Annotated in this window: 30 protein-coding genes; 21 read left to right on the forward strand and 9 right to left on the reverse strand. The window is 58.7% G+C overall.

All coding sequences use genetic code 11. The features are described 5' to 3' along the window. Position 1: 1 nt before the first annotated feature. The 13 genes from rpsH (at position 2) to rplQ (ending at position 7076) form a co-directional block, all read left to right on the forward strand. Positions 2-397 carry a 30S ribosomal protein S8 gene (gene rpsH, locus DLM_RS22110; protein ID WP_045846876.1) on the forward strand — a complete coding sequence of 132 codons (396 nt, stop codon included), beginning with the start codon at positions 2-4 and terminating at the stop codon, positions 395-397. Positions 398-406: 9 nt separating this feature from the next. Then, a complete protein-coding gene (gene rplF, locus DLM_RS22115) occupies positions 407-940 on the forward strand; it encodes a 50S ribosomal protein L6 (protein WP_045846877.1) in 534 nt (177 codons plus the stop codon). 13 nt (positions 941-953) lie between these two features. Then, a complete protein-coding gene (rplR, locus tag DLM_RS22120; RefSeq protein WP_045846878.1) occupies positions 954-1307 on the forward strand; it encodes a 50S ribosomal protein L18 in 354 nt (117 codons plus the stop codon). A gap of 13 nt (positions 1308-1320) precedes the next feature. Beyond that, positions 1321-1839: a 30S ribosomal protein S5 gene (gene rpsE, locus DLM_RS22125; RefSeq protein WP_045846879.1), complete on the forward strand. Its 519-nt coding sequence runs from the start codon at positions 1321-1323 to the stop codon at positions 1837-1839. After that, a complete protein-coding gene (rpmD, locus tag DLM_RS22130; RefSeq protein WP_045846880.1) occupies positions 1832-2017 on the forward strand; it encodes a 50S ribosomal protein L30 in 186 nt (61 codons plus the stop codon). Before rpsE ends, rpmD begins: the two co-directional genes overlap by 8 nt. 3 nt (positions 2018-2020) lie before the next feature. Further along, on the forward strand, positions 2021-2452 hold the full coding sequence (rplO, locus tag DLM_RS22135; RefSeq protein ID WP_045846881.1) for a 50S ribosomal protein L15: 432 nt from the start codon (positions 2021-2023) through the stop codon (positions 2450-2452). A gap of 11 nt (positions 2453-2463) precedes the next feature. Then, positions 2464-3783, forward strand: a complete 1320-nt coding sequence (secY, locus tag DLM_RS22140; protein ID WP_089083688.1) for a preprotein translocase subunit SecY — start codon at positions 2464-2466, stop codon at positions 3781-3783. Positions 3784-4051: 268 nt separating this feature from the next. After that, positions 4052-4165: a 50S ribosomal protein L36 gene (rpmJ, locus tag DLM_RS22145; protein WP_011137711.1), complete on the forward strand. Its 114-nt coding sequence runs from the start codon at positions 4052-4054 to the stop codon at positions 4163-4165. Positions 4166-4235: 70 nt separating this feature from the next. Next, positions 4236-4598 carry a 30S ribosomal protein S13 gene (gene rpsM / locus DLM_RS22150; protein WP_089083689.1) on the forward strand — a complete coding sequence of 121 codons (363 nt, stop codon included), beginning with the start codon at positions 4236-4238 and terminating at the stop codon, positions 4596-4598. Between the two features lie 16 nt (positions 4599-4614). Continuing rightward, positions 4615-5010: a 30S ribosomal protein S11 gene (gene rpsK, locus DLM_RS22155; RefSeq protein ID WP_008955659.1), complete on the forward strand. Its 396-nt coding sequence runs from the start codon at positions 4615-4617 to the stop codon at positions 5008-5010. 18 nt (positions 5011-5028) lie between these two features. Continuing rightward, positions 5029-5649, forward strand: a complete 621-nt coding sequence (gene rpsD, locus DLM_RS22160) for a 30S ribosomal protein S4 (RefSeq protein WP_045846884.1) — start codon at positions 5029-5031, stop codon at positions 5647-5649. A gap of 23 nt (positions 5650-5672) precedes the next feature. Then, the gene (locus DLM_RS22165; protein ID WP_089083735.1) at positions 5673-6656 is read left to right on the forward strand and encodes a DNA-directed RNA polymerase subunit alpha; all 984 of its coding nucleotides are present in this window, start codon (positions 5673-5675) and stop codon (positions 6654-6656) included. 24 nt (positions 6657-6680) lie between these two features. Further along, positions 6681-7076, forward strand: a complete 396-nt coding sequence (gene rplQ / locus DLM_RS22170; RefSeq protein ID WP_045846886.1) for a 50S ribosomal protein L17 — start codon at positions 6681-6683, stop codon at positions 7074-7076. An 86-nt stretch (positions 7077-7162) separates the two neighbouring features. Here the strand turns inward: rplQ and DLM_RS22175 are convergent, their stop codons facing one another. Then, positions 7163-7960 (reverse strand): MOSC domain-containing protein, encoded by a 798-nt coding sequence (locus DLM_RS22175; protein WP_089083690.1) that lies wholly within the window; start codon positions 7958-7960, stop codon positions 7163-7165. Positions 7961-8500: 540 nt separating this feature from the next. On the opposite strand from DLM_RS22175, the gene DLM_RS22180 reads away from it, so the two are divergent. After that, positions 8501-9979, forward strand: coding sequence for a methyl-accepting chemotaxis protein (locus DLM_RS22180; protein WP_231959933.1), 1479 nt, complete (start codon positions 8501-8503; stop codon positions 9977-9979). A 53-nt stretch (positions 9980-10032) separates the two neighbouring features. Here DLM_RS22180 and lnt read toward each other — a convergent pair whose 3' ends face one another. The 8 genes from lnt to DLM_RS22220 are packed head-to-tail and all read right to left on the reverse strand — an operon-like array spanning position 10033 to position 16278. After that, positions 10033-11553 carry an apolipoprotein N-acyltransferase gene (gene lnt / locus DLM_RS22185; protein ID WP_089083692.1) on the reverse strand — a complete coding sequence of 507 codons (1521 nt, stop codon included), beginning with the start codon at positions 11551-11553 and terminating at the stop codon, positions 10033-10035. Between the two features lies 1 nt (position 11554). Continuing rightward, on the reverse strand, positions 11555-12409 hold the full coding sequence (locus tag DLM_RS22190; RefSeq protein ID WP_089083693.1) for an HlyC/CorC family transporter: 855 nt from the start codon (positions 12407-12409) through the stop codon (positions 11555-11557). A gap of 4 nt (positions 12410-12413) precedes the next feature. Further along, positions 12414-12920 (reverse strand): rRNA maturation RNase YbeY, encoded by a 507-nt coding sequence (gene ybeY / locus DLM_RS22195; protein ID WP_089083694.1) that lies wholly within the window; start codon positions 12918-12920, stop codon positions 12414-12416. Then, positions 12898-13860 carry a PhoH family protein gene (locus DLM_RS22200; RefSeq protein ID WP_089083695.1) on the reverse strand — a complete coding sequence of 321 codons (963 nt, stop codon included), beginning with the start codon at positions 13858-13860 and terminating at the stop codon, positions 12898-12900. The genes ybeY and DLM_RS22200 overlap by 23 nt, the downstream gene beginning before the upstream one ends. Positions 13861-13876: 16 nt before the next feature. After that, positions 13877-14218 (reverse strand): hypothetical protein, encoded by a 342-nt coding sequence (locus tag DLM_RS22205; protein WP_089083696.1) that lies wholly within the window; start codon positions 14216-14218, stop codon positions 13877-13879. After that, positions 14215-14511, reverse strand: a complete 297-nt coding sequence (locus DLM_RS22210; protein ID WP_089083697.1) for a YciI family protein — start codon at positions 14509-14511, stop codon at positions 14215-14217. Before DLM_RS22210 ends, DLM_RS22205 begins: the two co-directional genes overlap by 4 nt. A 22-nt stretch (positions 14512-14533) precedes the next feature. Further along, positions 14534-15868: a tRNA (N6-isopentenyl adenosine(37)-C2)-methylthiotransferase MiaB gene (gene miaB / locus DLM_RS22215; RefSeq protein ID WP_089083698.1), complete on the reverse strand. Its 1335-nt coding sequence runs from the start codon at positions 15866-15868 to the stop codon at positions 14534-14536. 38 nt (positions 15869-15906) lie between these two features. Next, positions 15907-16278, reverse strand: coding sequence for a hypothetical protein (locus tag DLM_RS22220; RefSeq protein WP_089083699.1), 372 nt, complete (start codon positions 16276-16278; stop codon positions 15907-15909). Between the two features lie 418 nt (positions 16279-16696). Between DLM_RS22220 and rbsK the strand changes: the two genes are divergently transcribed. The 7 genes from rbsK to DLM_RS22255 all read left to right on the forward strand — a co-directional run bounded on the left by rbsK (position 16697) and on the right by DLM_RS22255 (position 25896). Next, positions 16697-17584 (forward strand): ribokinase, encoded by an 888-nt coding sequence (gene rbsK, locus DLM_RS22225; protein WP_089083700.1) that lies wholly within the window; start codon positions 16697-16699, stop codon positions 17582-17584. Beyond that, positions 17581-17979 carry a D-ribose pyranase gene (rbsD, locus tag DLM_RS22230; RefSeq protein ID WP_089083701.1) on the forward strand — a complete coding sequence of 133 codons (399 nt, stop codon included), beginning with the start codon at positions 17581-17583 and terminating at the stop codon, positions 17977-17979. The genes rbsK and rbsD overlap by 4 nt, the downstream gene beginning before the upstream one ends. Positions 17980-17989: 10 nt before the next feature. Beyond that, on the forward strand, positions 17990-19480 hold the full coding sequence (locus tag DLM_RS22235; protein ID WP_089083702.1) for a sugar ABC transporter ATP-binding protein: 1491 nt from the start codon (positions 17990-17992) through the stop codon (positions 19478-19480). Positions 19481-19501: 21 nt separating this feature from the next. Next, positions 19502-20440 carry an ABC transporter permease gene (locus tag DLM_RS22240; protein ID WP_089083703.1) on the forward strand — a complete coding sequence of 313 codons (939 nt, stop codon included), beginning with the start codon at positions 19502-19504 and terminating at the stop codon, positions 20438-20440. Positions 20441-20504: 64 nt separating this feature from the next. Continuing rightward, a complete protein-coding gene (gene rbsB, locus DLM_RS22245) occupies positions 20505-21446 on the forward strand; it encodes a ribose ABC transporter substrate-binding protein RbsB (protein ID WP_089083704.1) in 942 nt (313 codons plus the stop codon). Positions 21447-21764: 318 nt separating this feature from the next. Next, positions 21765-22769, forward strand: a complete 1005-nt coding sequence (locus tag DLM_RS22250; RefSeq protein ID WP_089083705.1) for a LacI family DNA-binding transcriptional regulator — start codon at positions 21765-21767, stop codon at positions 22767-22769. Between the two features lie 184 nt (positions 22770-22953). Further along, on the forward strand, positions 22954-25896 hold the full coding sequence (locus DLM_RS22255) for an EAL domain-containing protein (protein ID WP_167467192.1): 2943 nt from the start codon (positions 22954-22956) through the stop codon (positions 25894-25896). Positions 25897-25948: the final 52 nt, after the last annotated feature.

The raw sequence follows: 25948 nt of genomic DNA on the forward strand, positions 1-25948 counted from the left end.
AATGAGCATGCACGATCCTATTTCCGATATGTTGACCCGCATCCGTAACGGCCAAATGGCTTCCAAGGTGGCTGTTGCTATGCCGTCTTCCAAGCTGAAAGTTGCGCTGGCACAGGTGCTGAAAGAAGAAGGCTACATCGAAGACTTCGCCGTTGCCGGCGAAGCCAAGAAGCCTGTTCTTGATATCCAGCTCAAGTACTACGCTGGCCGTCCGGTGATCGAACGCATTGACCGCGTTTCCCGTCCTGGCCTGCGCGTGTACAAGGGCTCCACCGAAATCCCGAAGGTAATGAATGGTCTGGGCGTAGCTATCCTGTCTACTTCCAAGGGCATCATGACCGATCGCAAAGCACGCGCTGCCGGTATCGGCGGTGAGCTGCTGTGCGTAGTGGCATAAGGGGGTCAAATGTCTCGCGTAGCTAAGAATCCCGTAGCCATTCCGGCTGGCGTCGAAGTTAAATTCGGTGCTGCAGAAGTGACCGTAAAGGGTGCCCTGGGCTCCCTGAGCGCCGCTCTGTGCAATGACGTTGAAATCAAGTTCGACAATAACGAACTGACTTTCGCGGCTAAAAACGACAGCAAGTTCGCACGTGCCATGTCCGGTACCCTGCGCGCCCTGCTGAACAATATGGTGATTGGTGTATCCAAGGGCTTCGAGAAGAAGCTGCAGCTGGTTGGCGTGGGTTACCGTGCCCAGGCTCAAGGCGACACCCTGAACCTGTCTCTGGGTTTCTCCCATCCGGTAGCTCACCAGATGCCTGCTGGCATCAAGGCTGAGACTCCGACTCAGACCGAGATCCTGATCAAGGGTGCTGACAAGCAACTCGTTGGCCAGATCGCTGCCGAAATCCGCGCTTACCGTTCCCCGGAACCCTACAAGGGCAAGGGCGTTCGTTACGCTGATGAGGTTGTGGTTCTGAAAGAAACCAAGAAGAAGTAACTGAGGCACTGACATGGACAAGAAACAAGCTCGACTCCGCCGTGCACGTAAAACCCGTGCTCGGATTGCGGAGCTCAAGATGGTGCGTCTCACTGTTTACCGCACCAACAGCCACATTTATGCCCAGATCATTGATGAAACTGGCAGCAAGGTACTGGCTAGCGCTTCCACTCTGGAAGCCGAAGTACGCGCTGACGTTTCCAATGGTGGCAATGTGGCCGCTGCAGCCGTAGTCGGTAAGCGCATCGCTGAAAAAGCCAAGGCAGCCGGTATTTCGACCGTGGCATTTGACCGTTCCGGTTTCAAATACCATGGCCGTATGAAGGCTGTGGCAGACGCAGCCCGTGAACACGGTCTCGTATTCTAATTCGGAGTGAAGAATGGCTAAGCACGAAATGGAAGATCGTGGCGACGGTCTGGTCGAGAAGATGATCAGCGTCAACCGCGTCACCAAAGTGGTTAAGGGCGGCCGTATCATGGCTTTCTCCGCCTTGACCGTCGTTGGTGATGGCGATGGCGGCATCGGTATGGGCAAGGGTCGTTCCAAGGAAGTTCCTGTTGCCGTACAGAAGGCAATGGAACAAGCCCGCCGCAATCTGGTAAAGATCCCGCTGCGTAATGGTACGCTGCATCACACCGTAACCGGCAAGCATGGTGCTACCACCGTGTTCATCCAGCCGGCTAAGGAAGGTACTGGCGTTAAGGCCGGTGGCCCGATGCGCGCAATCTTCGATGCAATGGGTGTACATAATGTTTCGGCCAAGATCCATGGTTCCACTAACCCGTACAACGTGGTTCGTGCAACTCTGGACGGTCTGAACAAGATTAACACCGCTTCTCAGGTTGCCGCCAAGCGTGGTCTGACCGTAGAAGAGATCCTGGGGGTTGATCATGAGTAACACCAACACTGTTAAGGTAACTCTGGTAAAGAGCCTGATCGGTCGTCTGGAATCCCACAAGGCTTGCGCCCGTGGCCTGGGTCTGAAAAAGATCCGCCAGACTGTGGAAGTGCTCGATACCCCTGAAAACCGTGGCATGATCAACAAGATCAGCTACCTGTTGAAATTCGAGGGCTAAGAGATGCTGCTGAACACCATTCAACCCGGTGCCGGCGCCAAGCATGCCAAGCGTCGTGTAGGTCGCGGCATTGGTAGCGGCCTGGGCAAGACTTCCGGTCGTGGCCACAAGGGTCAAAAGAGCCGTGCAGGTGGTTTCCACAAGGTTGGTTTTGAAGGCGGTCAAATGCCGCTGCAACGTCGCTTGCCGAAACGTGGCTTCAAGTCGCTGACGGCTCGCTTCAATGCAGAAGTACGCCTGTCCGAACTGAACCTGCTGCCGGTTGACGAAATCGATCTGTTGGCACTGAAGCAAGCTGGTCTGGTAGACGCTCAGGCTCTGGTAGCCAAGGTTGTCCTGTCCGGCAAGATCGAACGTGCCGTTAAGCTGCGTGGCATTGCTGCGACTGCTGGCGCTCGCGCTGCTATCGAAGCTGCCGGCGGCAGTATTGAATAAGGCGCACTTACGTGTCGAATACTTCTCTAGTTGGAAATGCCAATAAATTTGGTGATTTGAAGCGCCGCATCATGTTCTTGATCGGAGCTTTGATTGTTTACCGTATTGGTGCGCATATTCCGGTGCCTGGTATCAATCCTGCCGAACTAGCGAAGTTGTTCCACACGTCGCAGACGGGCCTGCTCGACATGTTCAACATGTTTTCGGGCGGCGCCCTCTCGAGATTTACGGTATTTGCTTTGGGCATCATGCCGTACATCTCGGCTTCCATCATTCTTCAGCTTGCCTCTGAGGTTCTTCCGAGCCTGAAGCAGCTGAAGAAGGAAGGCGACGCGGGACGTCGTAAGGTAACTCAGTACACACGTTATGCAACCGTTTTGCTGGCCTCTTTCCAGAGTTTCAGTATTGCGGTGATGCTGTTTAAGCAGCCTAACCTGGTGGTGACTGCCCAGTGGGAGTTCTACCTGACAACCGTGGTATCTCTGGTAACCGGCACCATGTTCCTCATGTGGCTGGGTGAGCAGATTACCGAGCGTGGTATCGGCAACGGTATCTCGCTGATCATCTGTGCAGGTATTGCATCGGGTGTTCCGGCTGCCATTGGCAAGACGCTCACGCTGACCAGTCAAGGCTCGCTGCCCATCCTGTTTACCATCGTGCTGTTTATCGGTGTTGCCCTGATGACCTATGTTGTCGTGTTCGCAGAACGCGGTCAGCGTAAGGTACTGGTCAACTACGCCAAGCGTCAGGTTGGTAATCGTGTCATGCAGGGCCAGAGCACGCACATGCCGCTCAAGCTCAACATGGCAGGGGTGATTCCGCCGATTTTTGCATCCAGCATCATCCTGTTCCCTGCCACCATCCTTGGCTGGCTGGGCAACAATGAAAGCCTGGGTTGGCTCAAGGGCGTGGCTGACAAGCTGCATCCGGGTCAGCCGATCTATGTGCTGCTGTATGCAACGGCCATCATTTTCTTCTGTTACTTCTACACCGCGCTTGTTTTCAATCCGAAAGAGACGGCAGATAACCTGAAGAAGAGTGGTGCGTTCATCCCAGGTATCCGTCCAGGTGAGCAGACTTCCCGTTACATCGAGAAGATCATTCTGCGGCTGACACTGATCGGTGCAATTTACATTACGCTGGTTTGTCTGTTGCCGGAATTCCTCATCCTGAAGTGGAATGTACCGTTCTACTTCGGTGGCACATCACTGCTGATCATTGTAGTGGTCACCATGGATTTCATGGCTCAGGTACAGTCCTACGTTCTGTCTCATCAGTACGAGAGTTTGCTCAAGAAGGCTAACTTCAAGGGTAATGCACTCGGCCGGTGACATACGTGTTCTCGCTGGGTTATATGGCTAGGTAAGAAACCTTCCAGATGCAGGGTGAGATTTGGCAGTAGAGCTGTCGCCCTACTGCTGGATCAAACTTGAGAATGGACACGTCGTACTTGGGCGTAAGCAGTCCTTGCCTGATGTTGGCAAGTACCTTGTTTACATGGTCAGGGTGGATAACATCCCGCCTGGACAGACCACTGCCCGTATCGTGTTCCGTGCGAAATAACGCACTCGCTCTTTTAGAGTAACGAAAGGAACTGACATGCGAGTACAGCCTTCGGTAAAGAAGATTTGCCGTAACTGCAAAATCATCCGTCGCAATCGCGTAGTTCGCGTGATCTGCACGGATCCGCGTCACAAGCAAAAGCAAGGCTAACATTTGTTAGACCTGACTTTGCGTGTTACAATCGCAAACTTTTCAAGGTCTTAAGGCTTAAGGAAAGAGTATGGCCCGTATTGCAGGGGTAAATATCCCCAATCATGCGCATGCCGTTATCGGCCTGCAGGCAATTTTCGGCATCGGTCAGACTCGCGCCCAGCAGATTTGTGTTGCTGCCAGCGTGAATCCCTCCACCAAGGTGAAGGATCTGACTGAGGCTGAGATGGAGACTCTGCGTGAAGAAGTGGCTAAGTTCACCGTTGAAGGTGACCTGCGTCGCGAAATCACCATGAGCATCAAACGTCTGATGGACATGGGCTGCTATCGCGGCATGCGCCATCGTCGTGGCCTGCCGTGCCGCGGTCAGCGCACTCGCACTAACGCTCGTACCCGCAAGGGACCGCGTAAGGCGATCGCCGGCAAGAAGTAACTAAAGGAACACAGAAATGGCTAAAGCAAACACAGCTGTCCGTGTACGTAAAAAAGTGCGCAAGTCTGTTAGCGAAGGCATCGTGCATGTGCACGCTTCGTTCAACAACACCATCATCACTATCACCGACCGTCAAGGCAATGCACTGTCTTGGGCTACCTCTGGCGGCGCTGGTTTTAAGGGCTCGCGCAAGAGTACACCCTTTGCTGCTCAGGTAGCAGCAGAGCACGCTGGTAAAGTTGCCCAAGAATACGGTGTGAAGAACCTCGAAGTTCGTATCAAGGGCCCGGGTCCGGGTCGTGAATCCGCTGTTCGCGCACTCAACGCGCTGGGTTTCAAAATCACCAGCATCTCCGACGTGACGCCGGTACCGCACAACGGTTGCCGTCCGCCCAAAAAACGTCGTATTTAATTCGGAGAGTGTGAGAACATGGCACGTTATATCGGCCCGAAATGTAAGCTCGCTCGTCGCGAAGGCACCGACCTTTTCCTGAAGAGCGCGCGTCGTGCACTGGATTCCAAGTGCAAACTGGACACCCCGCCTGGTCAGCATGGCGCCCGTAAGGGTCGTCTGTCTGACTACGGTGTTCAGCTGCGTGAAAAGCAGAAAATCCGCCGTATCTATGGCGTACTTGAGCGTCAGTTCCGCAATTACTTTGCGGAAGCTGTACGTCGCAAGGGCTCCACTGGTGAAAACCTGCTGAAGCTGCTTGAAGCACGTCTGGACAACGTTGTATATCGCATGGGCTTTGGCTCCACACGTGCGGAAGCACGTCAGTTGGTAAGCCACAAGGCTATCGTTGTGAACGGCCAGGTAGTTAACATTCCGTCTTTCCAGGTTAAAGCTGGTGACGTTGTGTCTGTCCGCGAAAAGGCCAAGAAACAGGCCCGTATCGTAGAAGGTCTGGCTCTGGCTGAGCAAGGTGGTTTCCCTTCCTGGGTGTCTGTTGACTCCAAGAAAATGGAAGGCGTCTTCAAATCTGCTCCGGAACGTTCCGAACTGTCTAGCGATATCAACGAACAACTCGTTGTGGAATTCTACTCCAAGTAATCGCTAGCTCTTAGGGAATGACTATGCAAAACAGCGCTTCGGAATTTTTGAAACCTCGTCTGATTGACGTGCAGCCGGTCTCCGCGACCCATGCACGCGTGTCGATGGAGCCGTTCGAGCGTGGCTATGCCCACACTCTGGGAAACTCGTTGCGCCGCATTCTGCTGTCGTCGATGCCGGGCTTTGCTCCTACCGAAGTGACTATCGCTGGCGTTTTGCATGAGTATTCCGCACTTGATGGCGTGCGTGAGGATGTCGTAGACATCCTCCTCAACCTCAAGGGCGTAGTGCTTAAGCTGCATGGTCGTGACAGTGTCGTGCTGACCCTGAAAAAGGAAGGCGAAGGCGCTGTCTTGGCTGGCGATATCGAGTTGCCGCATGACGTGGAAGTGATCAATCCGGAACACGTGATTGCTCATCTCTCCGCAGGTGGCAAAATCGACATGGAGATCAAGGTCGAAAAAGGCCGTGGCTATCAGCCCGTGTCTGTTCGTTCCATTCATGAAGAAAACCGTTCCATCGGTACCATTCAACTGGATGCTTCCTTCTCGCCGGTTCGCCGTGTGAGCTTTGCGGTGGAAAGCGCCCGTGTTGAACAACGTACCGACCTCGACCGCCTGGTTCTCGATATTGAGACCAATGGCGTGATCGAACCGGAACAGGCCGTGCGCAATGCTGCACGGATTCTGATGGATCAGCTGTCGATCTTTGCTGACCTCCAAGGCACAGCGGTTGAAGAAGTCGTTGAAAAGGCGCCGCCGATCGATCCGATCTTGCTGCGTCCGGTAGACGATCTTGAACTGACGGTTCGTTCGGCCAACTGCCTGAAGGCTGAGAACATTTATTACATCGGCGATCTGATCCAGCGTACTGAAACCGAGCTTCTGAAGACTCCGAACCTCGGTCGCAAGTCGCTGAACGAGATCAAAGAAGTTCTCGCTTCCAAGGGCCTGACTCTCGGCATGAAGCTTGAGAATTGGCCTCCGGCTGGTCTGGAAAAGCCGTAAGTTTGAGACTAAAGGACATTAACAATGCGTCATCGTTACAGTAATCGTAAACTGAACCGCACGACCAGCCATCGTCTGGCGATGCTGCGCAACATGGCGAATTCGCTGCTGAAGCACGAAGTTATCGTGACCACGCTGCCGAAAGCCAAGGAACTGCGTCGTGTGGCCGAGCCGCTGATTACGCTCGGCAAAAAGCCGTCTCTCGCCAACCGTCGTCTGGCGTTTGACCGCACTCGTGACCGCGATATCGTGGTTAAACTCTTCGACGTCCTCGGCCCGCGCTTCTCCGCCCGCAATGGTGGTTATGTGCGTATCCTGAAGTACGGTTTCCGTAAGGGCGACAATGCCCCGCTGGCTCTGGTTGAGCTGGTTGACCGTGCTGAAGATGCCGTTGCCGTTGTAGATGACTCCGCTGAATAATATTCGGTGAAGTTGAGAAAAAAGCCAGCGCAAGCTGGCTTTTTTCATTGCTGCAGCGATTGCCGCAAGTGCTTTTCTGGCTTGCCTCAGAAGCTGTAGCGCGACGCGATGATCTCGATTTTCGCTCCTGTCTCCAGTACGCCTTCACTGCGTGCTACCAGATTTACCCCAAAGCAAATGCCTTCTGGCAGTTGTCTGGTGCGGATCAAGGTCCTCATTGGTTCGTTATCTTCAGCAAATTCCCCGGTATCAGGGTTCACCGTTGTCATCTGACAGCGAGTGCAAGGCTTGGCGACTTCAAACTCAATCTCGCCTATGCGTATCACGCTCCAGTCATCTTCCTCATAGGGCAGCGCATCCGTCACAACCAGGTTTGGCCGGAAATGGCGCAATCCAACCGGTGTGGCAAGATCCTGATTCAAGGCTTCCAGTGAGGCCTGATTGATCAGCAGATAGGGATAACCATCTGCAAAGGAAAGTGGAATATCGGAGTGGACCAGGGTGCGGGTTGATTTCATGCCCAGCCACAGCAACTGGCATGCAATCCCCATGTAATTGCTAAACCAGGCATCCACATGCGGATCACCATGCAGCGCGGTGAATGCATCCTTCCACACTGCTGTTGCCACCGATTGTTGATAAACCTGCGTCATGGCCATGATGGGATTTTGCCCTGGTGCTTTGATCAGCATGCCACCCGGTATCAGGTCCATCTCGATCAGCAGCATGCGCGGATAGTCGCGGGCGGTAAGAAATTGGCCTTGCGGTGTGACCAGCAGCCACTCTCTGTCATGCAGCAGACCTTGCAGGCTGGCGTAGGCGCGATCGTAGGCAATGCCACGAGCCGACTTCATTGGATGCACGAACATGTGAGAGAGATGCATGTGGTTCCCTGCTGATCTGGTAGGAAAATAATGATCGTATCATCTGGCTGGCAATGTGGCTTTCTTCTTTGCCATGCGGGCTGTTGGCAGTGTGGCCTGCGCTTGCCGTATGTGTGCGTAGCTGGGCATGCCTCATCCGCTTTGGATGACATCTTGCACTATTGGTGTGGTCGCATGGCCACGCAAATCACGGCTCGCTGTTTCTGCCCTGACGTCGCTATTAAGTTCTTGGATGTAATTGATAAATATCTCGACTAATTTGATAGAACAGCTTGGTAAACCCCTGTTTTACTTTGTGTATAAAGTTGTAGAATGACGATGTGCTGTACATTAGAGCAGTTGCTTGATAGAAACGCTGCCAACGGGAACAGAGAAAATATGAATACATCCGCCGGAATGACACTGCGGGGCCGCCTTATTGCGTGGTTGCTGCTGGTCGCATTGCTGATCTGCTGTCTCAGTGGCTTAGCCTTGTACAATCAACGTAACAGTATGCTGCAGGACAGGCAGGACAAAACCCGTAATCTCGTTGAGTCTGCAATGGGGATTATCAGTAGCTATGAAGCACTGGAAGCTAGCGGCAAACTGAGCGAATCTCAGGCCAAGCAAATGGCGGCAGCTGCGCTGATGGCCAGCCACTATGATGGCCAAGAGTACTTTTTTGGTTATGACCAGAACTGGACTTATGTCATCCATGGTGCCAAACCGGACAAGGTGGGCAAGCCCTTACTGGGACTGAAGACCCCGACCGGTGTGGATCTGGGTCAGCTATTCCAGGAAACGGTTGCCAAAGGTAATGGTCAGGGTTTTGCCGCCTACGTCTGGGACAAGCCCGGTTTTGATCAGCCACAACCCAAGATTTCCTACCTGATGACCAGCTCGCGCTGGCACTGGATTATCGGTACCGGTATTTATCTGGATGATGTCCAGGCTGCCTTCATGGGGCAGTTGTGGCTGACGCTGGGGGAGGTGGCTGTCATCCTTGCCCTGTTGCTGGTTGCCGGGGTGTTCTTGATGCGTAGCATTCTTGGCCAGCTCGGTGCTGATCCGGGCGAGACCATGCGCGTGGTACGGCGCATTGCTGATGGCTACCTCGATACCCAGGTCCCGGTAGCTGCCGGCGACAATCACAGTGTGATGGCTGCGGTTGATCAAATGCAAAAGCATCTGAAGCAATTGGTGCGAGAAATTGCTGACGAAGCAGTACGCCTGTCGCAGATGAGTTCTGATGTGGCCCGCCGCTCGGATGCGGTGGTGCGTGGTTCTGATCAGCAAAGCGAGGCTGCCGCAGCCATGGCGGCTTCTATTGAGCAACTGACGGTCAGCATCAACCACATCTCCAGTCATGCGCTGGATGCACGCGATCTGTCGCAGGAGTCTGGCCGTCTGTCGCGTGAGGGTGGCGAGGTGATTTCCAGTGCGGTCAGCGAAATGCACCGCATCAATGAGTCGGTGGATCAGGCTGCGGTGACGATTGCCGACCTGGCCAGCAAGACGCAAACCATTTCCAGCATCATGCAGGTGATCAAGGACATTGCCGACCAAACCAATCTGCTGGCGCTCAATGCCGCCATTGAGGCTGCCCGGGCGGGTGAGATGGGGCGTGGCTTTGCCGTGGTGGCCGATGAGGTGCGCAAGTTGTCCGAGCGTACCGGACAGGCCACGCAGGAAATTGCCGGCATGATCCAGGAAATCCAGACCAGCTCCGATCAATCGCGTGCTTGTATGGAAGAGGCGGTGGGCCGGGTTAAAACCGGTTTGCAGCTGGCGGTGCAAGGGGGCGAAGCCATTTCGCATATCCGCGAAAGTGCGACCGGGGTGGTTGATGTTGTGAACGAAATTTCACATGCGCTCAAGGAGCAGGGCAGCGCCAGTACCGAAATTGCACAACAGGTGGAATTGATTGCCCGCAGTGCCAGCAATAATGCCGAGGAGTCAGCAGGGACCTCGAAGGAGGTGCAGGCCATGCATGCACTGGCGGATGATCTGCGCCAACTGGTATCGCGCTTCCATGTTTGAGCCTGTTTGCTGAAACCGCAAAGCCCTCCGCATGGAGGGCTTTTTCATGTCGCTCAGTTGGCCGGATGCTGCGTGGCGGTCTGGTCTTGACGGCGGCGTAGCCAGGCCCCCAAGGCTATCGCCAGCGACAGCAGGCTGAGGCAAGCGATAATGACCGGTCGGTTGCCATATTGCATATACGGTGTCTGGCCCTGGTAATCCTGCACCATGCCTTCCAGCACCTGCTGGGTGAAGGGCGCTGCGACACTGGCAATCTCACCATTGGGTCGCACGATGGCCGTCATGCCGGTGTTGGTGGCGCGCAGCATGAAGCGCCCGGTTTCCAATGCGCGTGCCTGCGATAGCTGCAAGTGCTGGCTCATGGCCACGCTCTTGCCGAACCAGGCCAGATTGCTGACATTGGCCAGAATGCCGGCATGGGCTGCCGGGCCAATCAGTTCTTCGCCAAAGCTGTCTTCATAGCAGATATTGAATGCCACCTTGTGCCCGGCCAACTGCAGCGGAGCCTGGTTTACACCGCCACGGCTGAAACCGGACAGGGGCATGTTCATATACTGGTAAATCCAGCCAATCAGCCCCGGTAGCGGGATGAATTCGCCAAACGGCACCAGGTGGTCCTTGGCGTAGGAGGGCAAGGCCGGGTCGGTGAGGGCAACCACGGCGTTCAGATAGCCACGGCCATCCGCGGTGCGACGCGGTATACCGGCCGCCAGGGCCATATTCTTGCGCTGTGCATCGCCGGCCATCATGGTGAGATAGCCCGATGGCAGGTCGTCCAGAAACACCGGCAAGGCCGTTTCCGGCAGGATCATCAGTTCGGCACGGGTGCTGGCCACCTGCTGGTAATAGGTGGTGAGGGTGGATTCAAAGCTTGCCGGATCCCATTTCATGGTCTGTGGAATATCGCCCTGCGCCAGTGCCACCCGGTAGGCTTTGCCGACCGGTTCGGTCCAACTGACAGATTGCAGCCAGAAGCCGCCGCTCCACAGGATGATCAGCCCAGCCGTTGCCGCCAGGCGTTGCAGGCGCTGGCCATTGGCCAGTAGTGCCAATGCACCGGCGCTCAAGGCCACCAGCCAGCTGGCCAGATGGATGCCGCCGATGGGAATGAAGCCGGACAGCGGGCTTTCTGTTACCTGCGAGTAGCCGACGGCACCCCAGGGAAAGCCGGTCATCACCCAGCTACGCAGCCATTCGCCCAGCTCCCACAGTGCCGGAAAGGCCAGCAGCCAGCGCACCCATGGGCGCTGGTCGATACGGCTGGTCAGCCAGCAGGCCAGACCGGGCCAGATGGCCAGATAGGCAGGCAACAGCAGCACCAGCGGTGCGGCCAGCACGGCCGGCAGACCGGCAATATCGTGCAGGCTGTGGTAAATCCAGTTGAAATTGCTGGTATAAGCCGCCACCCCCCAGACATAGCCAGTACGGAAAGCCAGTTGGGGGTTTCGCTCTACCAGCTGTGCCAGGGCGGCCAGGGAGAGCGGCACCAGGCCATACAGGCGGTAGGGGGCAAAGCCATACAGGGTGAGTGCGCCGGCCAGGGCGGCGGCAATCAGCACAAGCAAGGTGCGCATGTCAGTCCGGGGTGCTTTCGGCAGTATTGCTGTGCAGACGTTCCACCAGCAGCGTTTGCAGGCGGCGGCTGTCGGCACGCAGGACGGTGAAGCGCAGCGAACCGGATTCCACTGTTTCGCCACGCTTGGGCAGGTGGCCGATCAGGGAAATCACCAATCCGCCGACGGTATCCACATCATCGTCTTCATAGTTGGTGGCGAAGTATTCGTTGAAGTCGGCCACTTCGGTGAGGGCGTTGACGCGGTAGCGCTGGTCGCGTACCGGCACGATATTGTTGTCATCCTCTTCGAAGTCGTATTCGTCTTCGATGTCGCCGACAATCTGCTCGATCACATCCTCGATGGTGACGAGGCCGGACACGCCGCCATATTCGTCCACCACGATGGCCATGTGGTTGCGGTTGGAGCGGAACTCGCGCAGCAGCACGTCCAGCGGTTTGGACTCGGGCACAAATACACTGGGACGCAGCGTGGCGCGCAGGTCGAAACGATTGGGAGCATGGAAGTAGTGCAGCAGATCCTTGGCCAGCAGAATGCCCAGCACGTCGTCCTTGTTGTCGCCAATCACCGGAAAGCGCGAGTGGCCGGTGCGCAGCACATCCGGCAGCAGGCGCTCGATGGGGTCGTCGATACGGATCACATCCATCTGGCTGCGCGGAATCATCACGTCGCGGGCGGTCAGGTCGCTGACTTCCAGCACGCCCTCAATCATGGCCAGCGCTTCGGCGTCCAGCAGATTGCGTTCAAAGGCGGAGTGCAGCAGGGTGATCAGCTCCTCGCGATCTTCCGGTTCGCGCAGCAGCATGGCGGACAAGCGTTCCAACAGGCTGGGCTTGTGTTTACTGGGGTCTTCCATGGGGTTAGCGTTTTTCCTCTAGATAGGGATCGGGATATCCTAACTTCGCGAGAATGACAGTTTCAAGCGTTTCCATGATTTCCGCTTCTGCATCATCCTCGTGGTCAAAGCCTTGCAGGTGCAGCATGCCGTGTACCAGCAGGTGGGCATAGTGGGCCATCAGGTCAATGCCTTGCTCGGCGGCTTCCTTTTCCACCACCTCGGTACACAGCACCAGATCGCCAAACAAGGGCAGATCGGCAATGTTTTCGCCTTCGTTCAGTGCGAAAGACAGCACATTGGTGGCGTAGTCCTTGCCGCGGTAGCTGTGGTTGAGGCTGCGGCCTTCCTCGCTGCCTACCAGCAGGATGCTGACCTGGGCCTGCTTTACATCAGCCTGCAAGGCAGCCTGGCAGCAACGGCGGATCAGTTTGGCTTCAGGCAATCGTTGTGCCTGGCTGCGGTCTTCCAGCGTCAGTTGCAGACGGGCGGCAAGGCGCGGCAGCGGGTTATTTCGCTTGGCTTGTTTCATCGTTCTTCAATTGATAGTTGTCGTAGGCATCGACGATTTTCTGCACCAGCGGGTGGCGCACCACGTCTTCGCTCTGGAAATGGTGAAAGTGGATGCCGCGCACGTGGCCCAGAATCTTCTCCACTTCCACCAGTCCGCTTTTCTGATGGCGCTGCAGGTCGATCTGCGTCACATCACCGGTAATCACCGCGCGTGAGCCAAAGCCGATGCGGGTGAGGAACATCTTCATCTGTTCCGGTGTGGTGTTTTGCGCCTCGTCCAGAATGATGAAGGCATTGTTCAGCGTGCGGCCACGCATATAAGCCAGCGGTGCAATTTCAATCAGGTTTTTTTCGAACAGGCGGGTGACACGGTCAAAGCCCATCAGGTCGTACAGCGCGTCGTACAGCGGACGCAGGTAGGGGTCGACCTTTTGTGCCAGATCGCCGGGCAGGAAGCCCAGTTTTTCACCGGCCTCCACCGCGGGGCGCACCAGTACGATGCGCTTGATGGCATCGCGCTCCATGGCATCCACCGCGCAGGCCACGGCGAGGTAGGTTTTGCCGGTACCGGCCGGGCCGATGCCAAAGGTGATGTCGTGCTGGCTGATGGCTTTGATGTAACCGCTCTGGCGCGGGGTGCGGCCGCGCAGATCACCGCGCCGGGTCAGCAGCACCGGGGCGTCGGCATCGGCTTGCTGATTATGCTGGCGGGCTTCCACCAGTTCCAGCTGTACATCGTCAATGGAGATGTCCTGCTTTTCCGCCAGCAGGTAGAGGCGGGTCAGGCTGTAAACCGCCAGATCGGCCTGCTCACCGCTGCATTTGAAGTGCTCGCCGCGGCGCTGGATCAGCACATCCAGACCGGTTTCGATCTGCTTGAGGTTTTCATCCAGCGGGCCGCACAGGCGGGCCAGCCGTTCGTTGTCGACCGGATTGAAGCTAAGAGGAGTGGTATTCATGTGTCAGGGCAGGGTGTCAGTGGCTGAACAGCAAGGCAAACCAGAAGCTGGCTTCCAGTACAAGCAAGACGCAGACCAGCAGCGTCAGCAGCATGAACAGGCCGTTGCGCAGGCCGGCAGAGGGTAATCTGTCCAGCAGCCATAGCAGACCTGCATACATCAGGGCGGTGGGCACCAGCGCCGCGGGGCCGGTCAGCAGTAATAGCGTGCGGCTACCCCAGTTGCCATGGCTGCCCGGCTGGCCAATCAGCAGGCTCAGCAGTAACAGGACGGGCAGGGCAATCAGGCTGATGATCGCTACCTTGCGGGCATGGCGGCCAAGCGGACGCGGGACGGGCGTAACGGCGCTATCGCTCATGCTGCCTGGCTGTCCTGCAGCGCTTCCAGGCCGGCTGCCGTCATGCTGGGGTGAAATTCGGTCATGTCATAGCGTGCCAGGCCGGCCAGGGCGAAGGGGTCCTGTGCCAGCCGTTGTTGCAGCACATGCCGTTCACCGCGCGCCAGAATGATGCCGCCGGTGCGCGGCTCCTTGCGGCCGGAAGCCAGAAACAAGCCGTCTGCATAGCATTGCTTCAGCCACAGCACATGGTGTTCCAACTGGGCGTCGATTTCTTCCAGCGGAGCGATATAACTGAGTGAAACGATGAACATGAGGGGCTGTTTCCTTGGTGACTTACAGGGTTTCGTGCAGCAGGATTTCCCCCGCCAGCGAATGCGGACGCGCTTCGGTGATCACCACGTCCACCATCTGCTTGAGCAGCCGCGGGTGACCGACAAAGTTGACCACCCGGTTGTTGGCGGTACGGGCGGCCAGCATGTTCGGGTCTTTTTTGGAGATGTTTTCCACCAGCACCCGCTGCACACTGCCCACCATGCTCTGGTTGATGGCAAAACCGCGCGCCTCGATCACTTCGTTCAGCGCCTCCAGTCGGCGCACCTTTTCCGTGTGCGGGGTGTCGTCGGTGAGGTTGGCCGCCGGCGTGCCGGGGCGGGCGCTGTAGATGAACACATAGCTGAAGTCGAACTGCAGGTCCTGGACCAGCTTCAGCGTCTGCGCGAAATCTGCCTCGGTTTCACCGGGGAAACCGACGATGAAGTCGGAGGACAGGCACAGGTCCGGACGCAGCGCGCGCAGCTTGCGGATGATGGACTTGTATTCCAGCCCGGTGTAGCCACGCTTCATGGCGGTGAGGATGCGGTCGGAACCGCTTTGTACCGGCAAGTGCAGGTGCGAAACCAGCTTGGGCAGCTTGCCGTAGCAATCGATGATGCGCTGGGTGAACTCGCGCGGGTGGCTGGTGGTGAAGCGCAGGCGTTCCACGCCGGGGATTTCGTGTACGTATTCCAGCAGCAGGGCGAAGTCAGCGATTTCACCATCGGCCATCAGCCCACGGTAGGCGTTGACGTTTTGCCCCAGCAGGGTGATTTCCTTCACCCCTTGCTGGGTGAGGCCGGCAATTTCGGTCAGCACGTCTTCAAACGGGCGCGACACTTCCTCGCCACGGGTATAGGGCACCACGCAGAAGGAGCAGTATTTGGAGCAGCCTTCCATGATGGAGACAAAGGCCGCTGCGCCATCCACCTTGGCCGGGGGAATGTGGTCGAATTTTTCGATTTCCGGGAAGGAAATATCCACCTGTGCCGCACCGCTGTGCTGGCGGGCGCGGATCATCTCCGGCAGGCGGTGCAGGGTTTGCGGGCCAAACACCACATCTACATAAGGCGCGCGCTTGACGATGGTGTCACCTTCCTGACTGGCCACACAGCCGCCAACGCCGATGATCAGGTCGGGGCGGGCTTCTTTCAGCGGGCGAATGCGGCCCAGATCGGAAAAGACCTTTTCCTGTGCCTTTTCCCGCACGCTACAGGTGTTGAACAGGATGACGTCGGCTTCTTCCGGATTGTCTGTCTTGATCATGCCTTCGGCATCGCCCAGAACGTCGACCATTTTGTCAGAGTCGTATTCGTTCATCTGGCAGCCGAAGGTCTTGATGTATACCTTCTTCATTGCTACAGGGATTCCAGCGGGTTCATCGGGTGGGAGGCCTACTGCTGTCGCTGCTGCAGCAGCGCAATTTCTTCGTCACTCAGCACCCAGATACGGTTGATGTTGCCTTGCAAGTCCAGTGTGATGCCTACCGTTTTGCCCACCAGAGTGGGCAGTTGACCGGACAGCAAGAACAGATTGTTGGCATCGAAGATACGCAGACCGGGCGCAGTGGTATAGCGCTGTCCGCTTGGGAGCACCATGGTAACAAGCTTATTCAGCAGCGAAGTTTCGCTTTTGACGAAGGTGACCACATTGTTATCCACACTGGACAGCGTGCCGGCCATGATGTTGGCAGGCAGCAGTCTGTTCACGGCCATGGCTGGCAGCGCGAGCAGACAGAGCAGGAGGGTGGTGATGAGTGTTTTCATAATCAAATGAATGTGTTGCCGGGAGTTTAGCACAGCCGGCGTGTCGACGCAGGTGACTTGTCATCCCGCTGCTGCCTGCCGTTTTTGTGCTGCGCTGTGCCAGCGTACCAGGTGCAAAGCGGGCCGGATGAAGCTGCGGTAAATGGTGCGCCGCAACTACAACATGGGGGCTGATGGCACTGTCGCGGTGCATTGTGCGCTGCAATAAGCAGGGAATGGCGGGCATCGCGCACCAGTGTGTGGTTTTTTTCTGCGTCCATGTAGTTGAAATCTTACATTTTTTGCGTTTTCCGCTTCCACCGGATTGCGGGCTCTGCTATAAGTTCTCCGCATTGCTGAGTACGTTTTAGCGTTTGATCAACAGCCGCCTGCCGCGCAACACCGCTGCCTTGGCAGGCAGCCTGAAGAAAGACAGGACATGAGCCGAGTTTTGCTGATCGGTAGCATCAATATGGACCTGGTGGTGGAGGCGGACAGCTTCCCGCGTCAGGGTGAAACCCTGTTTGGTCGCCGCTTTGCCACCTATCCGGGTGGCAAGGGTGCCAATCAGGCGGTGGCTGCCGCCAGGCTGGGGGCGGAGGTGAGCCTGATCGCCTGTGTCGGCCAGGATGCTTTTGGCGCAGAGCTGCTGGCCGGCCTGCAGGCTGAAGGGATAGACACCCGCTGGGTACAGCAGGTGGCAGGTGCTACCGGCATGGCCAGCATCACGCTGGCGGGCGGCGACAATGCCATCATGGTGGTGCCAGGTGCCAATCATGCGGTTTCCCCCGCGCAGCTGGATGCCGCCGAAGCGGCCTTTGCCCAGGCCGATGTGGTACTGGCCCAATTGGAAGTGCCGCTGGCGACAGTGGAGCATGCCGCCATGCTGGCAGCCCGCCACGGCAAGCCTTTCATTCTGAATCCGGCCCCGGCACAGCCCTTGCCGGCGGGCTTGCTGCAGCAGGTTTCCCTGTTGACCCCCAATGAATACGAGCTGGCGGTGGCGCTGGGTAGCCAGCAGCCATGGCAACAACTGCTGGCCAGCCGCCCGGCAGGCATCGTGATGACCCAGGGCAGCCTGGGGGCCAGTTATGTCGATGCCGACGGGGTGTTGCGCCAGGTGCGCGGCTTTCCTGTCATGGCGGTGGATAGCACTGGTGCCGGTGATACCTTCAACGGTGCGTTGGCGGCCTTCTGGTCGCTGGGTTTGGCCGAAGCCGTGCGCCGTGCCAATGCGGCAGCCGCGCTGTCGGTTACCCGGCATGGCGCACAAGGCGGCATGCCCACCTTGGCGGCCCTGCAACAATTTCTGGGACAACAAGCATGAAAAAGCTGGGACATCTGAACCGCGACATCGCCCGCGTGCTGGCCGGCATGGGCCATACCGACAGTCTGGTGATCGCGGACTGCGGCCTGCCGATTCCGCCCGGTGTAGAGTGCATTGATCTGGCGCTGGCGCTGGGCGAACCCGGCTTTGCCCGCGTGCTGGACACCGTGCTGGCGGATTTCCAATGTGAGCGCGCCGTATTTGCCGATGAGTGTCGCAGTCATAATCCGGCGGTGCTGGATATTGCCGCCGGTTTGATGCAGCACGGCGTGGCGGTGGATTTTGTCAGCCACGCGCAATTCAAGCAGCGCTGCCAGGAGGCCAAGGTCATCATCCGTACTGGTGAATGCACTCCTTATGCCAATGTGATCCTGCATTCCGGCGTGATTTTCTGAGGACCTGACCATGAATGTCGTCATGCAGGGCATCAGCAAGGCTTTTGGCCCGGTCCGGGTGCTGGAAGAAGTTGACTTCGCCATCGCCGGGGGAGAAATCCATGCCTTGATGGGGGAGAACGGCGCCGGCAAATCCACGCTGATGAAAATCCTCAGCGGGGTGTACCGCAGCGATGCCGGCAGCATCGTGATTGACGGCAAGGCGGTGGACATCCGCTCCACCCGTCAGGCCGAAGCTTGCGGCATTGCCATCATCCACCAGGAGCTGAACCTGATTCCGCAACTGTCGGTGATGGAAAACCTGTTTCTTGGCCGCGAACCGTCCCGCTTTGGCGTGATTGACAGCGCCCGCATGCGGCGCGAGGCGCAGGCGCAGTTGGCGGCGCTGGGGGCCAGCGGCATCGACCCTGAAGCCGAAGCCGGCAGCCTGTCCATCGGTCAGCAGCAGATGGTGGAAATTGCCAAGGCGCTGGCCATGGATGCGCGCCTGCTGATCATGGACGAGCCCACTGCGGCACTGACCGAGCGCGAGATCGATACCTTGTTTGGCCTGATGCAGACGCTGAAGGCGCGGGGCGTGGCCATTGTGTATGTATCGCACCGCATGGAAGAAATCTTCCGCATCTGCGACAAGATCAGCGTGTTGCGCGATGGCCGCTTTGTGGGTGAGCGGGTGATTGCCCGTACCGATTTTGATGAAGTGGTGCGCATGATGGTGGGACGCGAGATTGGCGACCGCTTCCCGCGCCGCAGTGTGCAGCCGGGGGCAGTACGCCTGCAGGTGGACGGACTGGCTGACGAGCATCATGTACGCGACATCAGCTTTGCCGTGCGCGCAGGCGAGGTGCTGGGGGTGGCCGGGCTGATGGGGGCGGGGCGTAGTGAAATCCTCAAGACCCTGTTTGGCCTGAACCGCCGCCGCGCCGGTACGGTGCTGCTGGACGGACAGGCTGTCAGCTTGCACAGTCCGGGCGCAGCCATTGCCGCTGGCCTCGCCTTTGTAACGGAAGACCGCAAGAGCCAGGGCCTGGTGCTGGGCATGTCGCTGCGCGAAAACGCCACCCTGGTGCATCTGCCGCAGTACGCCCGGCTGGGCGTGGTATCAGACGCGGCCGAGCAGCAGGCGGTGGCCGGCTTGATCGAGCAATTGCGCATCCGCACCCGCGACGCCGAGCTGGAAGTGAAGTCGCTGTCCGGTGGCAATCAGCAAAAAGTGGTGTTTGCCAAATGGCTGGCCCAGCCGCCCAAGGTGTTGTTGCTGGACGAACCTACCCGTGGGGTGGACGTGGGCGGCAAGGCCGAGATTTATCACATCATCAACCAACTGGCTGCGGCGGGTGTGGCCATCGTGATGGTGTCGTCGGAATTGCCGGAAGTGATGGCCATGAGCAACCGTATCCTGGTCATCCATGAAGGCAGGCAAACCGGCCTGTTTGAGGCCGCCGAGGCAACGCAGGAGCGCATCATGGCCGCCGCCACCGGCACGGCGCATGCTGCCTGAACAAGAGCAAGGGAATAAATAATGACTCCAAAACAAAAAGCCACCCTGCAAAAGCTGGGGCCTTTCATCGCCCTGGTGCTGGTGTCGGTGGGGCTGGCCGTACTCAGCCCGGACTTTCTGACCGTGGCCAACCTGCTGAACGTGATGCGGCAGGTGTCCATCAATGCGCTGATTGCCTTTGGCATGACGCTGGTGATCCTGCTGGGCGGCATCGACCTGTCAGTGGGTTCCATCCTGGCACTGTCTTCGGTGGGCATTGCCACGCTGATCCAGTCCGGCGTCGATCCCTTGCTGGCCACGCTGCTGGGGGTGATAGGCGGCGGTGTGATGGGCCTGCTCAACGGCCTGGTGGTGAGCAAGGGCAAGGTGGCACCGTTTATCGCCACCCTGGCCTCGATGACCATTCTGCGTGGTTTGGCGCTGGTGGTGTCCGGCGGCAGCCCGATCACCGGCTTCAACAGCGATCTGTTCTCCATGCTGGGCGGCGGCTATGTGGCCGGGCTGATTCCGATTCCGGTGGTGTGGATGCTGATCATGTTCGGCCTGTTTGCCTTCCTGCTGAAGAAAACCGTATTTGGCCGCCATGTGTATGCCACCGGTGGCAATGAGGAAGCCGCCCGTCTGTCCGGGGTGAAGGTGGATCAGATCAAGCTGTGGGTCTATACCATTTCCGGTGCCATGTCGGCCATGGCCGGGGTGGTGCTTACCTCGCGGCTGAACTCGGCCCAGCCTACCGCTGGCAGCGGCTACGAGCTGGATGCCATCGCCGCCGTGGTGCTGGGCGGCACCAGCCTGACCGGTGGCCGTGGCTGGATTTTTGGCACGCTGATGGGGGCGCTGTTGATTGGTGTGCTGAACAATGGTCTTAACCTGCTGGGTGTATCTTCCTTCTACCAGCAGGTGATCAAGGGTGTCGTGATTCTGCTGGCGGTACTGATCGACCGCAGCGGCAAGAAATAGAACACAGGAAAGGCTCTGACCGGGGCCGTTTAACGCAACGTAGTCAATATCAGGGAGACTCACCATGAATCGCATTCTTCACCCGCTGCTGGCCAGCATGTTGGTGTTCGGCATTGCCGCCTGCTCCAAGCAAGGCCCGGATAGCGCAGCCCCCGCTGCTGCCAGCGCCCCGGCCGCTGCCGCTGATGGCAAGCTGACCGTCGGCCTGGCTGTTTCCACCCTCAACAACCCCTTCTTCGTGTCGCTGCGCAAGGGCGCGGAAGATGAAGCCAAGAAAGAGGGCGTCAACCTGATTACCGTGGATGCCCAGGACGACCCGGCCAAGCAGCAGGCCAGCGTGGAAGACCTGATCCAGAAAAAGGTGAATGTCATCCTGATCAACCCGACTGATTCCTCCGCCGTGGCCAATGTGGTGAAGGAAGCCACCGGCAAGGGCATCAAGGTGGTGTCGCTGGACCGTAGCGTGAACGGGGCCGAAGTCAGCGCCCACATTGCCTCGGATAACGTGGCGGGCGGCAAGATGGCCGGTGAGTACCTGCTGGAAAAACTGGGTGGCAAGGGCCGTATCGTTGAACTGGAAGGCATTGCCGGCTCCTCCGCCGCCCGTGAACGTGGCGAAGGCTTCCACAAGGTGGTGGATGGCAAGGCCGAGGTGAAACTGCTGGCCAAGCAACCGGCAGACTTCGACCGCGCCAAGGGCCTGTCGGTGATGGAAAACATCATCCAGGGCAACAAGGACATCCAGGGCGTGTTTGCCCACAACGACGAAATGGCACTGGGCGCGCTCAAGGCCATTCAGGCGGCTGGCCTGAAAAACGTGGTGGTGGTGGGCTTTGATGCCACTGCCGACGCCGTTGCCGCCGTCAAGGCCGGCACCTTGGCTGCCACCGTGCAGCAGCAGCCTGAGCTGATCGGCCAGTATGGCATCCAGACCGCCAAGAAACTGGCCTCCGGTCAGAGCGTGGACAAGTTCATCCCGGTGCCGCTGAACCTGATCAAGCAGTAAGCGGGAAACCATGCCGCGCACAGCTTGTTTTGCGCTGAGCACTGAGTGTTGAAAACCCGTCTCGCTTTCCGCAAGGAAAGCGAGACTCCCTGCTTCGACCAGCAAGGCCAGGGCGGGGAGATCGGGCATAGGCAGGAAGGCTGCGTAAGCAATCGGTGCGTACAGAGGCCCGGCTTTGCCGGGTTCTGTGCAATCGCAGCAATATTATGGCTGGCCGCCGGCTTGTAATACAATCGCTACATGCGCGCCAACCACTGCTGCTGCCAAGGCTGGCGGGGGTTGCCGCCATCTTGTTAACCCCTTACAGGAAGGGCTTTCGTGACTGCCTACAAGCGCCTCACCATCGATGACATTGCCAGTCTGGCCGGCGTATCCCGCACCACGGCCAGCATGGTGCTCAATGGTCATGCCGAGCGATATCGCATTTCGCCGGCCACGGTGGAGCGGGTGGAAAAGGTGGCGCGGGAGCATCATTTCAATCCTTCCCAGTCGGCACGTTCGCTGCGCAGCAAACGCAGCAACAGCATCGGGCTGGTGATTCCGGATTTGACCAACTCGGCCCATGCCGCGCTGGCCCAGGCCATGGAAAACCTGTGCCGCGAGCGCGATTACCAACTGGTGCTGGTGACCAGCGATGAAGACCCGCAGCGCGAAGCGGAGGGCATTGCCCATCTGGTGGCGCGCCAGGTGGATGGGATGGCGGTAGTGCCGTGCAGCAGCGATGCCGCGCTGTACCAGCGCTGGACCAGTCGCTTGCCGCTGGTGTTTGTCGACCGGCGCATCGATGGCAGCGGCATTCCGTCGGTGGTGACCGATGCTACCGACACCGTAGCCCGGCTGATTGGCAGCAAACTGACACAGGGCGTGCAAGAAGTGGTGTATTTCGGTGGCCCGCCCACCCTGTCGCCCAGCCGCGACCGGCTGGCCGGCTACCAGCAGGCCTTGCAGCAATACGGCATCACCCCGCGCGCGCAGTGGATTGTCGAACGTGATTTCCAGCGCGCTTCCGGCTTTGCCATGATGCAGCAATGGCATGCGCGCGAAGGACGTTACCCGCAGGCGCTGTTTACCGCTTCGATTACCCTGCTTGAAGGCGTGCTGTCCTTCATGAGCCAGACGCATCATCTGCGCGAGGCACCATCCTGTCTGATGACCTTTGACGATCACCCCTTGCTCGACTGCCTGCCCATTCCGATCGACGCCATCGTACAAGATGGTCAGCGCATGGCCGAGCAATGTCTGCAGCAGATTTTCTCGCTGCTGCAGGGGCAGCAGCCGGCAGTGGCCGACGTGGCCGTTGCCGCCGGCATTACCCGACGCTGAGCGGCGATCTGGTACGCGCTGCTGACGCGCTTGGCTGCCTGCGCAGGGCCGGGGTCTGCAATTTTTACATCCTGATATTCCCGTTTGTCATCACCGCTGCCCCGATATTGGGCATGGTGAGTGACGCTATCAACACATCATGCTAATGTCGGCATGGCTGTCATTTATAACTGCAAGGTGTCTAGTGCCCGTTCGATTTCCCGCCATCATGCGGCTGGCTGCAGCGTATGCCCTGCTGGGCATTCCCTCGCTCTACAGTGCCATTCCGCCAGGCTATACCGCGCCGGTGTTTCCGGCAGCGGGCATTGCCCTGATGTCCTTGCTGTTGTGGGGCCGACGCCTGTGGCCTGGTGTGCTGCTGGGCTCCTTGCTGGTGCAACTGGTGGCCAGTTGGCAGTCCGGGGTGCAGGGCCTGGGGTTTCTGGCCCTGCTGGTGGTGCCGGTTGCCGCCACGGTGCAAGCCCTGGTGGGGCGTTGGCTGATTACCCGCTGGATAGGCTGGCCTAACCGGCTGGATAGTGCCTATACCGTCATCCGCCTGATGCTGCTGTTCATCCCGCTATGCTGTCTGGTCAATAGCGGACTCAGTGTGCCGCTGCTGGCCATGCTGGGGGTGCTGACGCAGAGCGATGCCCTGTTCAATGCCTGGAACTGGTGGCTGGGCGATACCTTTGGCTGCCTGATCATGCTGCCGCTGATGCTGGCCTGGTTTGGCCGACCGCGCAGCGAATGGCGGGCGCGCAGCCGAGCCTTGCTGTGGCCGATGCTGATGACCGCCTTGGCCATGGGCAGCTTGAGCGTGCTGATTCATCACTGGGAGGCCCTGCGGGTGCAGAGCCAGTTCAATCGCGATGCCAACCAGATCGAGCAGGCGCTGCGCAAGCGGCTGGACATGCAACTGGACGTGATGCTGGCCCTGCAGCAACTGCAGACCCGCAGTCCGGCCACCTCGGCCGAGCAGTGGCGCGAGCTGACCAGTTCCTGGCTGGCCCGTCTGCCGGGAACGCAAAGCCTGGGATGGAGCCCGCTGCTCAATGATGCCGACCGTGCCGATTTCGAGCGCAATATGCTGGGTGGCAGCCCGGTGAAGGCGCGCGATAGCGCCGGCAATATGCAAACCTCACCGCAGCGTCCTTCCTATCTGCCCATCCGTTTCAACGAGCCGATGCAGGCAAATCAGCGTGCGCTGGGGCTGGACATCCTGTCCTCGCCGATACTGGCCGGCACCATCCGGCGCAGCATGCAAAGCGGGCAGTCCGAAGCCAGCCCGGCCATCCGCCTGGTGCAGGAAGTTGGACAACAAAAGGCCATTGCCTTGTATCAGGCGGTTTACGATCCCGCTGGCGTGCAACAGCATCCGGTGTTGCGTGGCGTGATTTCCAGCCTGTTCCGCATGGACGATATCGTCAATATCACTTTGCAGCGTGACGTGCGCCACGATATCGAAGTCTGCCTGATCGATCGTGACGGCCTGCCGGGTTTTCACCGGCTGTCCGGTCCGCAGAACTGCGGCAAGAGCAGCTGGTTTGGCCAGCGCCCGCATATCGAAAGCCTGTTTGTCTTTGCCGGGCGCAACTGGGCCTTGCGCTTGCGTGCCAGCGACGACTATCTGGATGGCCTGCGTAGCTGGCTGGAGTGGGTTGCCTTTGTAATCGGCCTGGCCATGACCGGCCTGTTTGGCGGCTTCCTGCTGATTGTCACCGGCTACACCCGGCGCATGGAAGGCGAGGTGCAGCAGCGTACCGCCGAGCTGGCAGACACCAACCAGCAACTGCAAGCCCAGCTTGATGCCACTCGCAAAGCCGAAGCCAACGTCACCTATCTGGCCTTGCACGACAGCCTGACCGGTCTGCCCAACCGTCCGTGCTGGCTGAACATGGCGCGTCATGCCATCACCAATGCCGCCCGACAACAGCAGCAACTGGCGGTGCTGTTTCTGGACATGGATGAATTCAAGACCGTCAACGACAGCCTGGGGCATCCGGTGGGCGACCAGTTGCTGATCAATATTGCCCGCCGCCTGCAGCAGCCGCTGCCACCCGAGGCTTCGCTGGCACGGCTGGGCGGGGATGAGTTTGTCATTCTGCTGCCGTATGCGCAGCAAGCCCAGCTTGACCGCCTGGGTGAACAATTGCAGGCCCTGTTTGATCAGGGCGTGCTGGTGGAAGCGCACGAACTGCGCTGTACCGTCAGCATCGGTGTGGCCCTGTTCCCGCAGGACGGGCAGGACCCGGATACCCTGCTGCGCCATGCCGACATGGCCATGTATGCCGCCAAGGAAGCCGGGCGCGATACCCTGCGTTACTACTCGCCGGAAATGAATGTGCTGGCCATGGAGCGCCTGACGCTGGAACGTGATTTGCGACGCGCGCTGCAGGACGATCCCAGCCAACTGGTGCTGTACTACCAGCCACAAGTCGATGCCGCCACCGGTGAATGCGTGGGCTGCGAAGCCCTGGTGCGCTGGCAGCATCCGGTGCGTGGGCTCATGCTGCCGGGCGAGTTCATCCCGCTGGCCGAGCGCAGCGGGCTGATTGTCGAACTGGGACGCTGGGTGCTGGCCGAAGCCTGCGCCGAGCAGGCCCGCTGGAGCGACAGCGGCATGCAGTTGCCGGTATCGGTAAACCTGTCGCCCATCCAACTGGAGCGCAGTGATCTGCAGCCCTATGTAAAAGCCTTGCTGCAACGTCACGGCATGATGAAGGGCGCGCTGGAACTGGAACTGACCGAAGGCGCGCTGATGAACGAGGACGACCACCATCTGCAGGCCTTTAACGGGCTGATGGCGCTGGGCTGCCGCTTTGCGCTGGATGATTTCGGCACCGGCTACTCTTCGCTGTCACGCTTGCGGCGTTTTCCCATCAGCCGTCTCAAGATCGATCGCGGTTTTGTCCGCACCTTGCCCGGCAATACCGATGATGAAGCCGTGGTGCGGGCCACCCTGTCCATGGCGCGCGATATGGGCATGGATGTGGTGGCCGAAGGGGTGGAAACCCAGGCGCAAAGCGATTGCCTGCAACAGTTGGGCTGCCGCATCATGCAGGGCTACTGGTTTGCCCGGCCCATGCCGGCAGACCAGCTACGCGCCTTTGTCAGCGGTGTCCGTCAGCCGGTCGGTCCCGACTGAGCTTGCGCCAGCGCAAACCATGGTTGCCGTGCTTGGCCCCGCATCGGATGCC

This window comes from Aquitalea magnusonii (assembly GCF_002217795.2).
Classification (GTDB): Bacteria; Pseudomonadota; Gammaproteobacteria; order Burkholderiales; family Chromobacteriaceae; genus Aquitalea; species Aquitalea magnusonii_B.

Excerpts from the sequence above, each read along its gene's own strand:
- rpsH (WP_045846876.1), top strand. The coding sequence starts at position 2 with ATGAGCATGCACGATCCTATTTCCGATATGTTGACCCGCATCCGTAAC.
- rplF (WP_045846877.1), top strand. The coding sequence starts at position 407 with ATGTCTCGCGTAGCTAAGAATCCCGTAGCCATTCCGGCTGGCGTCGAA.
- rplR (WP_045846878.1), top strand. The coding sequence starts at position 954 with ATGGACAAGAAACAAGCTCGACTCCGCCGTGCACGTAAAACCCGTGCT.
- rpsE (WP_045846879.1), top strand. The coding sequence starts at position 1,321 with ATGGCTAAGCACGAAATGGAAGATCGTGGCGACGGTCTGGTCGAGAAG.
- rpmD (WP_045846880.1), top strand. The coding sequence starts at position 1,832 with ATGAGTAACACCAACACTGTTAAGGTAACTCTGGTAAAGAGCCTGATC.
- rplO (WP_045846881.1), top strand. The coding sequence starts at position 2,021 with ATGCTGCTGAACACCATTCAACCCGGTGCCGGCGCCAAGCATGCCAAG.
- rpmJ (WP_011137711.1), top strand. The coding sequence starts at position 4,052 with ATGCGAGTACAGCCTTCGGTAAAGAAGATTTGCCGTAACTGCAAAATC.
- rpsM (WP_089083689.1), top strand. The coding sequence starts at position 4,236 with ATGGCCCGTATTGCAGGGGTAAATATCCCCAATCATGCGCATGCCGTT.
- rpsK (WP_008955659.1), top strand. The coding sequence starts at position 4,615 with ATGGCTAAAGCAAACACAGCTGTCCGTGTACGTAAAAAAGTGCGCAAG.
- rpsD (WP_045846884.1), top strand. The coding sequence starts at position 5,029 with ATGGCACGTTATATCGGCCCGAAATGTAAGCTCGCTCGTCGCGAAGGC.
- DLM_RS22165 (WP_089083735.1), top strand. The coding sequence starts at position 5,673 with ATGCAAAACAGCGCTTCGGAATTTTTGAAACCTCGTCTGATTGACGTG.
- rplQ (WP_045846886.1), top strand. The coding sequence starts at position 6,681 with ATGCGTCATCGTTACAGTAATCGTAAACTGAACCGCACGACCAGCCAT.
- DLM_RS22175 (WP_089083690.1), bottom strand. The coding sequence starts at position 7,960 with ATGCATCTCTCTCACATGTTCGTGCATCCAATGAAGTCGGCTCGTGGC.
- DLM_RS22180 (WP_231959933.1), top strand. The coding sequence starts at position 8,501 with ATGGGGATTATCAGTAGCTATGAAGCACTGGAAGCTAGCGGCAAACTG.
- lnt (WP_089083692.1), bottom strand. The coding sequence starts at position 11,553 with ATGCGCACCTTGCTTGTGCTGATTGCCGCCGCCCTGGCCGGCGCACTC.
- DLM_RS22190 (WP_089083693.1), bottom strand. The coding sequence starts at position 12,409 with ATGGAAGACCCCAGTAAACACAAGCCCAGCCTGTTGGAACGCTTGTCC.
- ybeY (WP_089083694.1), bottom strand. The coding sequence starts at position 12,920 with ATGAAACAAGCCAAGCGAAATAACCCGCTGCCGCGCCTTGCCGCCCGT.
- DLM_RS22200 (WP_089083695.1), bottom strand. The coding sequence starts at position 13,860 with ATGAATACCACTCCTCTTAGCTTCAATCCGGTCGACAACGAACGGCTG.
- DLM_RS22205 (WP_089083696.1), bottom strand. The coding sequence starts at position 14,218 with ATGAGCGATAGCGCCGTTACGCCCGTCCCGCGTCCGCTTGGCCGCCAT.
- DLM_RS22210 (WP_089083697.1), bottom strand. The coding sequence starts at position 14,511 with ATGTTCATCGTTTCACTCAGTTATATCGCTCCGCTGGAAGAAATCGAC.
- miaB (WP_089083698.1), bottom strand. The coding sequence starts at position 15,868 with ATGAAGAAGGTATACATCAAGACCTTCGGCTGCCAGATGAACGAATAC.
- DLM_RS22220 (WP_089083699.1), bottom strand. The coding sequence starts at position 16,278 with ATGAAAACACTCATCACCACCCTCCTGCTCTGTCTGCTCGCGCTGCCA.
- rbsK (WP_089083700.1), top strand. The coding sequence starts at position 16,697 with ATGAGCCGAGTTTTGCTGATCGGTAGCATCAATATGGACCTGGTGGTG.
- rbsD (WP_089083701.1), top strand. The coding sequence starts at position 17,581 with ATGAAAAAGCTGGGACATCTGAACCGCGACATCGCCCGCGTGCTGGCC.
- DLM_RS22235 (WP_089083702.1), top strand. The coding sequence starts at position 17,990 with ATGAATGTCGTCATGCAGGGCATCAGCAAGGCTTTTGGCCCGGTCCGG.
- DLM_RS22240 (WP_089083703.1), top strand. The coding sequence starts at position 19,502 with ATGACTCCAAAACAAAAAGCCACCCTGCAAAAGCTGGGGCCTTTCATC.
- rbsB (WP_089083704.1), top strand. The coding sequence starts at position 20,505 with ATGAATCGCATTCTTCACCCGCTGCTGGCCAGCATGTTGGTGTTCGGC.